Here is a 13,576-nt window from a genome sequence, read left to right as displayed (position 1 = left end):
TCTCGCAGGATTTAAAACCGTGGTGAAAGTCATCGCCAGTTCGCTCCGCAAAGGCAATGTCGTCGACAAGGACGGCAAGCTTTATGTGATCCTCTTTGCCGAAAACATCCACCCAGGCAAGGGCACGCCCGTGACGCAGCTCGACATGCGCCGCATCGGCGACGGGGTGAAGGTTTCGGAGCGCTACCGCACCACCGAGCAGGTGGAGCGCGCCTATGTCGAGGAGCGCGAGCACACCTTCCTCTACGCCGACGGCGAAGGTTTTCACTTCATGAACCCGGAAACCTACGACCAAGTGGCGGTGAGCGAAGCCGTGGTCGGCGACGCGGCACCCTATCTGCAGGAAGGCATGCCGGTGCAGGTTTCCCAGTTCAACGGCATCGCGATTTCCCTGGTCCTGCCGCAGCGCGCCACTTTCGAAGTGGTCGAGACCGAGCCGACGACCAAGGGCCAGACGGCATCGTCCTCCTACAAGCCCGCCGTGCTTTCCAACGGCGTGCGCACCGCAGTGCCGCCGCACATCGCGCCCGGCACCCGCGTGGTGGTGATGACGGCCGATGGGTCCTATGTGGAGCGGGCGAAGGACTGAGGGGGACTCTCCACTCTGCCAGCCCCAGGCCGGAAACTACTCGTCACCTCACTGCTTGAAGCAGTGCTCGCGGTGCCATTGCAGGAAATGAGGATGCGGGCGTTCGAGCTGTCGGCGAGGCGGAAGCGCGCGGCGGGTCTTGTTTATGAACCCTTGCACGCTCTCGAGGTCATTGACCTGCCGCGAGATCAGGATTTCCAGATCGTCGGAGAGGCTGATCAATCCACGATCGAACATCCAATGCGCCGTACCTGATAGTGCGAGCCCATTGTTGACGACATCGGGCCCGTTCGCTTCGACGGGTCTAATATGTGCCGCGGCAACTTCCGCCCGACCACCGCCATTTATCAATTTGAGTCCCGTGATCGCGCAACGCTCGTCATAAGCGCGCAAGACGATGCGACGGAAAATGCGGTCCCGCACGATTCGCGATCCGATGTAACTTATGCGGTCGCGGCTGTGCTCAAACTGGAACGGGGCTTCTTCATCCCGAAACCCGGATGAAATGCCGATCTCATCGACGCGCGGCAGCAGTGGCTCACGGGCGTCAAGGCCCAGATCGAGGATGCGGTTGAAGTCGCTCGGGCTGACCGGTCGGACGGCCGATTGAGCGCGACCAGAAATCCGTCCTTGGTCGTTAAGCAAACCTCGCTCAGCGAGCCCGTCCATCCCATTGAATGGAACGGGATTGGCGAAATCGAGGTATGATCCCGGCTCGATCAAAGCGAGATACATACCAGGCGCCACGGGATCAGGGATAACCTGCTGGACTTTCGCCAGGGCGAAATAGCCACGAGTATCTTCTACCTTGCTAGGTTCATAGTAGATGATCCAATCGCCGACACATGCTTCCACACGGCGCAGATACTGGCTGGGGAACTGATATCGCTCAGCGGGGCTGTCATCGTAGATCGAATCAGAGCGGTGGACGAATACCCCGAACCCCATGATCTTCCTGCAGCTTTGGGAATATCGGCTGAGATGTAGCACCAAAATTCGACTTTGGAGCCTGGTTTAGGCTAGGGAAACTCCTTCTGTGACAAACCACCCGCGATTTTTCCAGAGCATGTAGCAAAAGGCCCATGCGGTTCGTCCTTTGAGCGAAGCAGGAGAATGCCATGCGAAAACTCATCGTCACCGAATTCATCAGCGTCGATGGCATTGCCGAGGTCGAAAAACTGCCTGGCGTGACCTGGAACGACGAGATGAACAGGTTCAAGGAGGATGAACTCGCCGACAGCGGCGCCATGCTTCTGGGGCGCACGACCTATGAGATCTTTGCCGGCTCATGGCCCAAGGAAACCGGGGATTTTGCCGACCGGTTCAACGCGCTGCCGAAATACGTCGCCTCGACCAGCCTGAAGGCGCTCGACTGGAAACCGGCCGAATTGCTCACAGGCTCGCTGCCGGACGCGGTGAGGACGCTGAAGCAAGGCAGCGGCGGCAACATCTATGTGCATGGCAGCCTCAGCGTGGCGCAGGACCTGCTGCGCCACGGGCTGGTCGACCGCGTCAGGCTGCTCAGCTATCCCGGCGCTGTCGGCCAGGGCAAGCCGCTGTTCCCGCCGGGCGAACAAGTGCCGCTCGAGCTGATTTCGGCCACGCCCTTCAGCAACGGCGTTGTTGCGCTGGAGTATGCGCCGGTGACGGCGAAGTCATAGCGGGCTTTCCAGGCTGGATGACACAGAGTTCGACACAGGACTGCCAATTGCGGCGTCCCGTCACTCAACCGGCCTTTTTCCCTCGCCTCCCCTTGATGGCAGCGCCATTGCGCGCCTCAACCACCCTCGCCACTTCGCGCTTCAGCTGATCCTTGATGTCCGCCGTCTCGTTCATCAGGGCGTCGATCTTCAGGAAATCGAGCACGCGGTATTTTGATACGGCCGGGCGGACCAGAATGTCGGGGCGGCATTGTTTCAGCTTGTTGGCGATGATCGACTGCATCATCAACTGGGTGGCGCCGAACATCAGGTCGACGGAGGTGGGGTGCTTGCGGTCAGCCTCTTCCGGCGCGCCGACGACGTCAACGCCGATGATGATGTCGGCGTCGTTCTCGATGAGATCGAACGGCACGGGGTTGTAGATGCCGCCGTCGATCAGCAGCCTGCCGTCGCGCGTCACCGGGCGGAACACGGCGGGGATGGCGGCCGAGGCGGCCAGGGCCGAGTGCAGATCGCCTTCATCGAACACGGCGAGCTTGTGGCCGAAATAATCGGTCGCGGTCACCTTCAGCGGGATTTTCAGCTCGGCGAAGGTTTCGGGAATGGCCTCGGGCAGGAACGCCTTCAGGATGCGCTCGACATTGAACTGGCTGACCCGGATGCCATTCTGCATGGCCTCCGCGATCGTGCCAGGCCGCGCGCGCCACATGCGGCTCGCCACTTCGGCGCGGCGGCCGAGGATCGAGCGGGCATAGTCGTGGATCTCCTTGCCGGTCATGCCCGCGGCCATGCCGGCGCCCATGATGGCGCCGATCGACGAGCCGGCGATCGCCACCGGCTTGATGCCGAGTTCGTCCAGCGCCTCGATGACATGGATATGCGCCAGGCCGCGCGCGCCGCCGCCGCCAAAAGCTATGCCGAAAGTTGGGCTCATCCCTTGCCGGCTCCGGCCAGCGGCGGCCCGACCACCATGATGGTCGGCTCGGCCGTCAGCAGCTTTTTGGCCGCCGCCTTGACCTGGTCGAGCGTCACCGCGTTGATGTAACCGGCACGGCGCTGCATGTAGTCGATGCCGAGATCGTCGAGCTGCAATTCGACCAGCGTCGCGGCGATGGAACTCGAAGAGTCCAGATTGGTGATGGCATAAGCGCCGATCAAATATTTCTTGGTCGCCGCCAGTTCAGCCTCGGTCGGACCATCCTCAGCCAACCGCCTGGCGACATCGCGCACGATGCCGAGCGTCTCGGCCGCGCGGTCGGAGCGCGTGCCGGTGGTGACGATCAGCGCATTGGCATGGTCCTGGTTTACCAGCGAGGAATTGACGCTGTAGGCCAGCCCGCGCTTTTCGCGCACCTCCTCGAACAGGCGCGAGGTGAAGGTGCCGCCGCCAAGAATCTCGTTCATCAGCACGGCGGGGAAGAAATCCGCCGACTTGCGCTTCACGCCCGGCCAGGCGAGCTGCAGCGAGGTCTGCGGCAGGTCGTAATTGACCTCGACGCGCTGCGCCAGCTTCGGCTCGACATCGGCGACCGGGGCGAGCGCCTGGGTCTGCGGCAGGTCGCCGAACACCATGTCCAGCTTCTTCTTCAGCGTCTGCGCGTCGATGGCACCGACCACGGCGACATGCAGGCCGCCGCGCGCGAACACCGCCTTGTGCAGGGCCTTCAGATCGGCCTGCGTGATGGCGGCGATGCTCTGCCTGGTGCCCTGGTCGGAGCGCGAATAGGGATGGTCGCCATAGATGGCGCGCGCCCATTTGTTCTGCGCCACGGTGTCGGGATCGTTCTCGTTGGCGATGATGCCGGACAGGATCTGGGCGCGGATGCGGTCGATTGGGGCCTGGTCGAAGCGCGGCTCGTTGACCGCCAGCCGCAACAGATCGAAGGCCTCGTCGCGCTGTTCGGCCAGCATGCGCATGGAGCCATAGACGCCGTCGCGGGTCTCTTCGAAGCTCATCTCGGCGCCGGCATCGTCGAGCCTGACCTGGAAGGCTTCCGAATCGAGGGGGCCGGCGCCCTCGTCGAACAGGCCGGTCATCAGATTGGCGACGCCCTCCTTGCCCACCGGATCCTGCGTCGAACCGCCGCCGAAGACGAAACGGACGGCGACGATCGGTACGGAATAATCCTCGACCAGCCAGGCGGTGATGCCTTTGGAGGAGGTCACCTGCTGGATGTCCATGGCGCGGGCGGCCAGTGCGGGCAGGATCAGGAAGAGGATGGAGAGGAAGAGGGTTGCGAGGGCGTGCAGGGCCTTCCCCTCTCCCCTTGTGAGAGAAGGTGGATCGGCGCGCAGCGCCGAGACGGTTGAGGGGTCGGTGAAGGATCGCCGTTCTTGCCAAGCTGGAACACCCCTCATCCGACCTCGCTTCGCGAGGCCACCGCCCTGGGGCGAGCCACGGGTCTCACCCCGGCCTTCGGACCGCACGAGGGGAGAAGGGACAGAGACGCGGTGCTGGTTCGTCATCATCAATTCCCCGCCTGTTGCTGCGGCAAGAGATAGCCGGTCGTCGAACGGGACAACACCAGATAGCGCGCGGCGACGGCCTTGACCTCGTCCGCCGTGACCTTGCGGATGCGGTCCGGCCATTGCTGGACATCCTGCACATTGCCGCCGGTGGCCAGCGTCGAGCCATAGATTTCGGCCATGGAGTCCTGCTTGTCGCGGGCAAAGACCATCGACCTGATGTAGCGGTCCTTGGCCTTTTCCAGCTCATCCGGCGTGACGCCGCCGCTGGCGACGCGCGCCACCTCCGCATCGACCGCGGCCTCGACGTCGGCCAGCCTGGCGTCGCCGCGCGGCGCGCCATAGACGGTCAAATTGGTGTCGTCGAGCATGGTGCCCTGGAAATACGCGCCGGCGTTGGAAGCGATGCCTTGCTTGACCACCAGCGCCTGGTAGAGCCGGCTGCGGTTGCCGCCGCCGAGGATCTCGGCCAGGAGGTCGAGCGCCTCGGCCTCGCCCGGCCTGGCGGTGTGATAGGACGGCACCACCCATTGCGTCGAGAAACTCGGCACGCTGACGCGGGCGTCGGTGAGCGTGACCGTGCGCTTTGTGTTCTGCTCCGGCTCGACGGGGCGGATGCGCGGCGGCAGGTCCGGGCCGCGCGCCACCTTGCCGTAGGTCTTTTCGGCCAGCGCCTTGACCGTCTCCGGCTCGACGTCGCCGGCCACGATCAGCACGGCATTGTTGGGCCGGTAGTATTTGTCATAGAAAGCGACGGCGTCGGTGCGGTTGAGCTGCTCCATCTCCTGCATCCAGCCGATGACCGGAATGCGATAGGGCTGATTCTGCCACAGCGTGGCATCGACTTCCTCATCGAGCACAGCCTGCGGATTGTTGTCGATGCGCGAGCGGCGCTCCTCGAGGATCACATCGCGCTCGGTCTTGATGACGTCATCGGTGAGGATGAGGTTGCGCATGCGGTCGGCCTCGAAGCCCATCATCTGCTCGAGCGCCGAGGGCGCCACCGTCTCGTGGAAAGCGGTGTAGTCGTAGGAGGTGAAGGCGTTGTTGGAGCCGCCAATGTCGGAGACGGCGCGGTCGAACTCGCCGGCGGCGTGATTTGTCGTCGCCTTGAACATCAGATGTTCGAAGAAATGGGCGATGCCGGATTTGCCGGGCGGCTCGTCGGCGCTGCCGATCTTGTACCAGACCATATGGGTAACGATCGGCGCGCGATGGTCGGGAATGACGACCACCTCCATGCCGTTGTCGAGCAGGAAATCCGTCACCTTGAACTCGGCCGGCTTCGTGTTGGGCGACGCGGCGCTGTCGGCCAGCGTCGGGCCGGTGAGCGTGAAGGCCAGCGAGGTTGCCAGCAGTGTCGTCCGCAGCCATTCAGCCCTGGATGTCATCAATGGCTCCGGTTTTCTCTTCAAGACGATAGGCAAGGTGCTTGCGACAAGCAAAGTGAATTGTTGTTGCCGGCAAAGGCGGCGGCAAAGAGGCCACCGATGAACGCAGGCGATCAGGCGGCTTCGATGAAGCGGATGATGGTTTCGCCGTAGTTGCGCTCGTCCAGCACCGAAAAGCCGGGGCCTGGCTCGAAGGGAACCGCCGCCGCCTCCTCGACCACGCAGAGCGCGCCGGGGCGCAGCCAGCCGCCGGCTTTCGCCGATTGCAGGGCGCGCTCGCCCAGCCCCTTGCCGTAGGGCGGATCGGCGAAGACCAGGCCGAACGGCGCCAGCGTGCCCGCCTCGCCAAGGCCGGTGGCGTCGCGGCGAAAGATCTTGGTGCGCCCGGTCAGGCCGAAGGCCTCGACATTGTCGCGGATCAGGCCGCGGCCTTCGGCCGATTCCTCGATGAAGACGCCGTAGGACGCGCCGCGCGACAACGCCTCCAGACCAAGCGCGCCGGTGCCGGCGAACAGATCCAGCACGCGCGCGCCGTCCAGCTGTTCGGCAAAGCGATGCGCCAGCACATTGAAGACGGCCTCGCGGGTGCGGTCGGTCGTCGGACGGATGGCGCTACCGCGGGGCGTCGCCAGCGGGCGCCCACGAAACTCACCGCCGACGATCCTCATCTTGTGCGGGGACCCTTGGGGCCGCCACGCGGCCGTTCACCGCCAGCCGGACGCTCGCCACGCGGCTTGCCGAAAGGCTTTGCGCCGCCCGGTTTGCCAGCGGGTTTGCCATAGGACGGCTTGAACGAGGCCTTGCGCGCCTTGGCCTCCGCCGCCTTGGCGGCGTCGGCTTCCGCCCTGCCCTTGCCGATCGGCCGGGCTCCTGGCGCCATCCAGACATTGGCCTTGCGCTGGCCGGGCGGCTCGATCGGCCGCTGCTCGCGCTCGGATTTCTTACCGCCAAAACCACCACGCGGCTTGTCGCCAAAACTGCCACGTGGCTTGTCGCCGAAGCCGCCGCGTTCGGGCCGGGGTCCGCGTTCGCCGAAGCTCTTTTCCGGCCGCTCGCCTCTGTCGGGACTGGTCGACAGTTTGCCCAATGCCTCGTCGCGGCTGCCTTCCCGGCGCTTGCGATTCTTGATCAGCCCGCCCTCGCCGATCGGCCGCCGCTCGCCGTCGCGCGTGAATTTCGGCCGCTCGGGTTCCGCTTCGCGAACTTCGGTGCGCCGCACCGGCTTGTTGGAGAAGGGTTTTGCTATCTCGGCGTCGAAGTTGGCGCCGGATTCCTCCACCAGGCGCTCGCCCAGCTGATCGCGCAGCACCCGGCCCTTGATCTCCAGCACGTGGCCCTCGGGGAGATCCTCGAGCTGGAACGGGCCATAGGAAATGCGGATCAGCCGGGTCACGTCGAGGCCGAGCGCGCCGAGGATGTTCTTCACTTCGCGGTTCTTGCCTTCGCGCAGGCCGATCGTCAGCCAGGCATTGGAGCCCTGCTCGCGGTCGAGGCTGGCTTCGATGGCACCGTAGAAGACGCCGTCGACGGCAATGCCTTCGCGCAGGCCCGCAAGCGCGCTTTCCTCGACCTTGCCGTGGACGCGCACGCGGTAGCGGCGCAGCCAGCCTGTGGCGGGCAGTTCGAGCACGCGCGACAGGCCGCCATCATTGGTGAGCAGCAGCAGGCCTTCGGTGTTGATATCGAGGCGGCCAATGGTCATCAGCCGCGGCAATTCGGCCGGCAGCACGTCGAAGACAGTCTTGCGGCCTTCGGGGTCACGGTTGGTGGTGACGACGCCGGCGGGCTTGTGGAACAGGAACAGGCGCGTGCGCTCGATCGGCGGGATCTCCATGCCGTCGAGATGGATGATGTCGCCCGGCATGACGTTGAAGGCCGGCGAAGTCAGGGCGCGGCCGTTGACCTTGACGCGGCCGGCGGCGATCAACTCCTCGGCGTCGCGGCGCGAGGCAAGCCCGGCGCGCGCCAGCCGCTTGGCGATGCGTTCGCCGGCCTCTTCCGTGGCCTCCGTCGGACGCGGGCGCGGCTTGAAGCCGGCCGATGCCCCTTGGGGCCGATCGCTGAAATCACGCTTGGGGCGGTCACCGCCAAAGTCGCGCTTGGGACGGTCGGCAAAGTCGCGCTTCGGGCGATCGCCGAAATCACGCTTGGGACGGTCGAAACGCTTACCGCCGCCCTCCGCCGACGCGGCAACCGGACGGTCGCCGCGCGGCGCATAGGGTTTGCGCGGCCCTTCGCGCTTTTCATACGGCTTGCGTTCGCCTTCGGCTGCCATTGGCCTGTCGCCACGCGGCGCATAGGGTTTGCGTGGCCCTTCGCGCTTCTCATACGGCTTGCGTTCGCCTTCGGCCGCCGTCGGACGGTCTCCCCTTGGCGCGTAGGGTTTGCGTGGCCCTTCGCGCTTCTCGTAGGCCTTGCCCGCGGCGCGTGGCCCCTTGCTGAATGGCTTGTCGCCGCCCTTGAAGTCGCGCTTCGGCCGTTCGCCCTCGGCGGCCATCGGCCGATCGCCGCGCGGCGCATAGGGTTTCTTGGCGCCGAAGGATGGCTTCCTATCGCCTCGCGGAGCCGCAGGTTTCTTGCCCGGTCCTTTTTGGCGCGGAGATTTCTTGTCGTTGTCGTCCATGTGGCCTTTGTCCGTTTGCGCTGCTACAGCGTGGCGCATCCTTTCGGGCGCGCAACGAACGCTGTAGCACTTTGATTTGGCGCATGATCTTTTCCGAAAATCGAGTCCGATTTTCGGGTTGATGCGCTCCATAACAGGATCACGCCTGAGTGGCGAGGAGATAATCGGAATGGAAACCGCGTGAAGCGGCCGGATTTCATGGCGGTGGCGCTCAAGGAGGCCGAGGCGGCAGCCTTGCGTGGCGAAGTGCCGGTCGGCGCCGTCATCGCCAACGGCGGCACGGTCGTTGCGAAAGCCGGCAACCGCACCCGCGAGCTTGCCGACCCGACGGCGCATGCCGAAATGCTTGTCATTCGCGAAGCCTGCGGGAAACTCTCAAGCGAGCGGCTGACCGGCCACGATCTCTATGTGACGCTGGAACCTTGCGCCATGTGCGCCGGCGCCATCTCCTTCGCCAGGCTACGCCGTGTCTACTTCGGCGCCGCCGACGAAAAGGGCGGCGCGGTGGTCAATGGAGTACGCTTCTTCGCCTCGCCGACCTGCCACCACACGCCCGACATCTATCCGGGCATGGGCGAGACGGAGGCTGCGCTGCTGCTGAAGGATTTTTTCAAGGAACGTCGCGACTGAACCGCGATGTGCCGCCCGAAAGGGCAGCGCGGGCGTTCTTACAGGGACGGCAACCAGTCGAACCAGCCGGACTTCTTGCCTTCCGCCTCCTTCTTCAGGCGGCGTTCCTTCTTGTATTCGTCCTCGCCGAGTTCGTTCTGCGGCGCCGTGCCGGCCGCGACGCGATAGGCCAATGGCGGCTCGCTCAGATATCTGCGGGTGTTGGGGTCGCCCTGCTTGCTCGCGGCAAGACGACGCTGGATCTCGGCGGCGCGGCCCTTGTCGGAATCAGCGGGTGTCCAGGCCGGCGGGTGGCTGGAGCCTGAATCCGCCATCGCCTTCTTGACCGAGGCCGGATCGGTCTGCACGTCGTCGACGACTTCAGCCTGATAGCCCGGATCATTTTGATGGGCGGTGGCGTCGGCGCGCAGGCGCGCGCGGCGCTGTTCAGGCGATTCGGGCCATTCGGCGCTTGCCGTCTGGATGCTTTCCTGCGGTGCGGGCAGCGCTTCCTTCTGTCCGGGAGCGGGCTTCACCAAGGTGGGGCGCGGCTTGTAGTCGATCGGATCCTTGCGCTTCGGCGCGAAGGAAACGGCGCCCGAGAGATCGCCGGCCAGCTGTTCGGCAGCGGTCTTGTCGGTGCCATAGGTCGGAGAGCCCATGCAGCCGGATAGAGCGAGGCCCGATGCGACAAGCGGCGCCAGCAGCGCAAGGCGCGCCTTATATCTCTCGGTCATGCCAAAAAGTCCCACTCTAGACAGCCTCTCGATCGCCACCGGTCCTGTGACCGGTCCCCATCGTCCAAGCACTTGCGACGGAAATCCGGCGACAATTTGTCTTCCGGAGTTTCGCGTGTTTACCTCAACCGCTCTTTAAGGGCAACGCACGGGCGGATTTGCACCGCCCGGCGTGGCATTTGTGCACTGTTGATCGGGTGCACGTCGTTTCCCAGAACCGCGGCACGCTCTTCGGCGACGTCGACCTAAACCCGACCGAGCGCCTTCAGCTCATGCAGAACGGCGGCATCTCGTGCGGAGACATCGGGAAATGCGGGATCCTGCCCGACATCGGCCGTGTAACGCCAGGAACGCGCGCATTTGGTGAGGCCGCGGTCCTCGGCTTTCTCGACCACTACGGCGACGCCCTTGACATCGTCGAGGGTGAAGGCGCCTTCAGGCGCCTGGCCATGGGCAATGACGAGGTCGCTGGTGATCGCCATCTCGGCCATGTCGACGTCCGATATCGCCGCTTCGAGCGCTGCGTCGTTGATGGTGACGACCGGCACCGCTTCCAGCGAGGAGCCGATCACCTTCTGGGCACGCGCGATCTCGAGCGCGCCGGTGACGACGCGGCGCACCTGCCGCACCTTGCGCCACTTTTCCGCCAGCGCTTCGTTCTTCCAATCCGCCGGGATTTCCGGGAACTGGTCGAGATGCAGCGAAACGGCATCGGGATGACGGTCGAGCCAGGCCTCTTCCATGGTGAAGGGCAGCATCGGCGCCAGCCATTTCACCAGGCAGTCGAAAAGATGGCGCACCACCTGCACCGAGGCCTTGCGCTTCACGCTCGACGGTGCGTCGCAGTAGAGCGCGTCCTTGCGGATGTCGAAATAGAAGGCCGACAGCTCGACCACCATGAAATCGACGAGCGCGCGGGTGATGCGCTTGAACTCGAAGGCGTCGTAGCCCTGGCGCACCACCTCGTCGAGCTCGGCCAGCCGATGCAGCATCAGCCGTTCCAGCTCCGGCATCGCCTCCAGCGGTACGGTCTCGCCATCGTCATGGGCGAGCGTGCCCAGCATCCAGCGGATGGTGTTGCGCAGCTTGCGGTAGGCGTCGATATTGGTCTGCAGCACGTTCTTGCCGAGCCGCTGGTCTTCCCAATAATCCGTCGTCACCACCCACAGGCGCAGGATATCGGCACCGGATTGCTTGATGACGTCCTGCGGCACCACCGTGTTGCCGAGCGATTTCGACATCTTGCGTCCGTCCTCATCCATGGTGAAGCCATGGGTGACGACGGTGTCGTAAGGCGCCCTGCCCCTGGTGCCGCAGCTTTCGAGCAGCGAGGAGTGGAACCAGCCGCGATGCTGGTCGGACCCTTCGAGATAGACGTCGGCCGGCCATTTCAGGTCTGGGCGATCCTCCAGCGTAAAGACATGCGTCGAGCCCGAATCGAACCAGACGTCGAGGATGTCCATCACCTGCTTCCATTTGGACGCATCGTGGTTGCCGAGGAAGCGTTCCTTGGCGCCGGCGGCGAACCAGGCGTCGGCGCCCTCTTCCTCGAAGGCGTCCATGATGCGCAGGTTGACCGCCGCGTCCTTCAGCACGTTGCCGTCCTCATCGGCGAAAACGGCGATCGGCACGCCCCAGGCGCGCTGACGCGACAACACCCAGTCGGGGCGCTCCTCGATCATGGCGCGGATGCGGTTCTGGCCGGCAGCCGGCACAAAGCGCGTGTCGTCGATGGCCTTCAGGGCGCGGCTGCGCAGTGTCGTGCCGTCGCCGAGGTCCTTGTCCATGTAGACGAACCATTGCGGCGTGTTGCGGAAGATCACCGGCTTCTTCGACCGCCAGGAATGCGGGTAGCTGTGCTTCAGGCGGCCGCGCGCGAAGAGCGCGTTGCGCTTGATCAGCTCGTCGATGACAGCCTGGTTGGCGTTGCCCTTCTTGCCATTGTCGTCAATGACACGCGCGGCTCCACCCTCGCGATCCGGGCCGAAGCCTGGCGCGTCCCTGGTGAAGAAGCCGGCATCGTCGACCGTGAAGGGGATCACCGTGTCGATGCCACGTGCGCGCAGCTGTGGCGCGGCGTCCATCCAGGCGTCAAAATCCTCGCGGCCATGGCCAGGCGCGGTGTGAACGAAGCCGGTGCCGGCATCGTCGGTCACATGATCGCCCGCAACCATTGGCACGGGGAACTCGTAACCGCCGCCGAGACCCTTGAACGGGTGCGAAAGCACAAGGTTTCCAAGCTGTTCGGTGCTGACGCCGTGAAGGCGCTTCACGGTGACCTTGGCCTTGGCCTGGCTTTCCTCGGCCAGCGCGTCGGCGAAGATCAGCTTCTCACCTGGTTGCGGGCCAAAGGCATTCTCGGCCGCCGTCACCTCATAGAGCCCGTAGGCGACGCGCGGCGAATAGCTGACGGCGCGGTTGCCCGGGATGGTCCACGGCGTCGTCGTCCAGATGACGACATGGGCGTCCAGCAAATCCAGCGACCGCCCGCTCAGGTCTGGATTGAGTTCCGCCGGCTGCCCGTCCACGATATTGGCGACGACAAGATTGGCCACCGGAAACTTCGCCCAGATCGTGTCCGACTCATAATCCTGGTACTCGATTTCGGCCTCGGCCAATGCGGTGCGCTCGACGACGCTCCACATCACCGGCTTCGAGCCGCGATAGAGCTGACCCGACATGGCGAATTTCAGCAATTCGCCGGCGATGCGCGACTCGGCATGGAAAGCCATCGTCGTATAGGGATTCTTGAAGTCGCCGATGACGCCAAGCCGCTGGAACTCACCGCCCTGCACCGTGATCCAGTGCGCCGCGAACTCACGGCATTCCTTGCGGAACTCGTTGACCGGCACCTCGTCCTTGTTCTTGCCCTTGGCGCGATACTGCTCCTCGATCTTCCACTCGATCGGCAGGCCGTGGCAGTCCCAGCCAGGCACATAGTTCGAATCGTAGCCGCGCATCTGGAACGAGCGGGTGATGACGTCCTTGAGGATCTTGTTCAGCGCATGGCCGATATGGATATTGCCGTTGGCGTAGGGCGGGCCGTCATGCAGCACATATTTCGTGCGGCCGGCGGCACTCTCGCGCAGCTTGGCGTAGAGGTCCATGTCCTGCCAGCGCTTGACCAGCACCGGCTCCTTCTCGGGCAAGCCGGCGCGCATCGGGAAATCCGTCTGCGGCAAATAAAGCGTCTTGGAATAGTCGATCGTTTCAACAGTGTCGGTCATTGATCTGCCATCTGCGTAGCCCGTCGGCACAAAGCCCGGGCGTTGAGGTCTTTGATTGGCGCATATCGTTTTCCCAAAACCGGATCCCACCTTTGGGCGATATGCGTCGATGTTCTGAAAAAAGCGCGAGGGCGCGCGCGAAACTCCCGGCGGTTCCGGCGGCGCTCAGGCCACCCGGAACACCGGGCCAGTAATTCGTATCGCGATCGCGAAAAGGCGCGAAAAGCTCATCATGGCGTGGCTTTTAGCGGAGATGGACGCAGGAATAAAGCG

At 64.4% G+C, this 13,576-nt stretch carries 11 protein-coding genes; 3 read left to right on the top strand and 8 right to left on the bottom strand.

The window, feature by feature from the left end; all coding sequences use genetic code 11:
* Positions 1 to 19: 19 nt before the first annotated feature.
* Positions 20 to 589, top strand: a complete 570-nt coding sequence (efp, locus tag CK228_RS15335) for an elongation factor P (protein ID WP_010915481.1) — start codon at positions 20 to 22, stop codon at positions 587 to 589.
* 48 nt (positions 590 to 637) lie between these two features.
* Here efp and CK228_RS15330 read toward each other — a convergent pair whose 3' ends face one another.
* A complete protein-coding gene (locus tag CK228_RS15330) occupies positions 638 to 1,537 on the bottom strand; it encodes an HNH endonuclease (protein WP_095788375.1) in 900 nt (299 codons plus the stop codon).
* Between the two features lie 170 nt (positions 1,538 to 1,707).
* Here CK228_RS15330 and CK228_RS15325 point away from each other — a divergent pair, with 170 nt between their 5' ends.
* Positions 1,708 to 2,250: a dihydrofolate reductase family protein gene (locus tag CK228_RS15325; RefSeq protein WP_095788374.1), complete on the top strand. Its 543-nt coding sequence runs from the start codon at positions 1,708 to 1,710 to the stop codon at positions 2,248 to 2,250.
* Positions 2,251 to 2,314: 64 nt separating this feature from the next.
* Here CK228_RS15325 and CK228_RS15320 read toward each other — a convergent pair whose 3' ends face one another.
* From CK228_RS15320 to CK228_RS15300, 5 genes are all read right to left on the bottom strand, one after another.
* On the bottom strand, positions 2,315 to 3,184 hold the full coding sequence (locus CK228_RS15320; RefSeq protein WP_095788373.1) for a patatin-like phospholipase family protein: 870 nt from the start codon (positions 3,182 to 3,184) through the stop codon (positions 2,315 to 2,317).
* Complete coding sequence (locus CK228_RS15315) at positions 3,181 to 4,608, bottom strand: pitrilysin family protein (protein WP_095770538.1); 1,428 nt, start codon at positions 4,606 to 4,608, stop codon at positions 3,181 to 3,183. Before CK228_RS15315 ends, CK228_RS15320 begins: the two co-directional genes overlap by 4 nt.
* Positions 4,609 to 4,718: 110 nt before the next feature.
* On the bottom strand, positions 4,719 to 6,107 hold the full coding sequence (locus CK228_RS15310; protein ID WP_095788372.1) for a pitrilysin family protein: 1,389 nt from the start codon (positions 6,105 to 6,107) through the stop codon (positions 4,719 to 4,721).
* Positions 6,108 to 6,220: 113 nt separating this feature from the next.
* Complete coding sequence (gene rsmD, locus CK228_RS15305) at positions 6,221 to 6,775, bottom strand: 16S rRNA (guanine(966)-N(2))-methyltransferase RsmD (protein ID WP_095788371.1); 555 nt, start codon at positions 6,773 to 6,775, stop codon at positions 6,221 to 6,223.
* Positions 6,772 to 8,730, bottom strand: coding sequence for a pseudouridine synthase (locus CK228_RS15300; RefSeq protein ID WP_095788460.1), 1,959 nt, complete (start codon positions 8,728 to 8,730; stop codon positions 6,772 to 6,774). The genes rsmD and CK228_RS15300 overlap by 4 nt, the downstream gene beginning before the upstream one ends.
* A gap of 180 nt (positions 8,731 to 8,910) precedes the next feature.
* Here CK228_RS15300 and CK228_RS15295 point away from each other — a divergent pair, with 180 nt between their 5' ends.
* A complete protein-coding gene (locus tag CK228_RS15295; RefSeq protein ID WP_095770541.1) occupies positions 8,911 to 9,360 on the top strand; it encodes a nucleoside deaminase in 450 nt (149 codons plus the stop codon).
* A 38-nt stretch (positions 9,361 to 9,398) separates the two neighbouring features.
* On the opposite strand, the gene CK228_RS15290 is transcribed toward CK228_RS15295, so the two are convergent.
* Both CK228_RS15290 and ileS read right to left on the bottom strand, forming a co-directional pair.
* Positions 9,399 to 10,076 carry a hypothetical protein gene (locus CK228_RS15290; RefSeq protein WP_095770542.1) on the bottom strand — a complete coding sequence of 226 codons (678 nt, stop codon included), beginning with the start codon at positions 10,074 to 10,076 and terminating at the stop codon, positions 9,399 to 9,401.
* 245 nt (positions 10,077 to 10,321) lie between these two features.
* On the bottom strand, positions 10,322 to 13,303 hold the full coding sequence (gene ileS, locus CK228_RS15285; RefSeq protein WP_095788370.1) for an isoleucine--tRNA ligase: 2,982 nt from the start codon (positions 13,301 to 13,303) through the stop codon (positions 10,322 to 10,324).
* Between the last annotated feature and the right edge of the window lie 273 nt (positions 13,304 to 13,576).

Origin of the sequence: Mesorhizobium sp. WSM4312, assembly GCF_002294875.1 — a bacterium.
In the GTDB taxonomy this organism is placed as follows: Bacteria; Pseudomonadota; Alphaproteobacteria; order Rhizobiales; family Rhizobiaceae; genus Mesorhizobium.
The sequence above is the reverse complement of the archived record's forward strand: the minus strand, read 5'-3'. Positions and strand labels throughout refer to the sequence as shown.

Coding starts and splice junctions, on each gene's coding strand:
- ileS (WP_095788370.1), bottom strand. CDS start 13,303: ATGACCGACACTGTTGAAACGATCGACTATTCCAAGACGCTTTATTTG.
- CK228_RS15330 (WP_095788375.1), bottom strand. CDS start 1,537: ATGGGGTTCGGGGTATTCGTCCACCGCTCTGATTCGATCTACGATGAC.
- rsmD (WP_095788371.1), bottom strand. CDS start 6,775: ATGAGGATCGTCGGCGGTGAGTTTCGTGGGCGCCCGCTGGCGACGCCC.
- CK228_RS15310 (WP_095788372.1), bottom strand. CDS start 6,107: ATGACATCCAGGGCTGAATGGCTGCGGACGACACTGCTGGCAACCTCG.
- CK228_RS15320 (WP_095788373.1), bottom strand. CDS start 3,184: ATGAGCCCAACTTTCGGCATAGCTTTTGGCGGCGGCGGCGCGCGCGGC.
- CK228_RS15325 (WP_095788374.1), top strand. CDS start 1,708: ATGCGAAAACTCATCGTCACCGAATTCATCAGCGTCGATGGCATTGCC.
- CK228_RS15315 (WP_095770538.1), bottom strand. CDS start 4,608: ATGAGGGGTGTTCCAGCTTGGCAAGAACGGCGATCCTTCACCGACCCC.
- CK228_RS15300 (WP_095788460.1), bottom strand. CDS start 8,730: ATGGACGACAACGACAAGAAATCTCCGCGCCAAAAAGGACCGGGCAAG.
- CK228_RS15290 (WP_095770542.1), bottom strand. CDS start 10,076: ATGACCGAGAGATATAAGGCGCGCCTTGCGCTGCTGGCGCCGCTTGTC.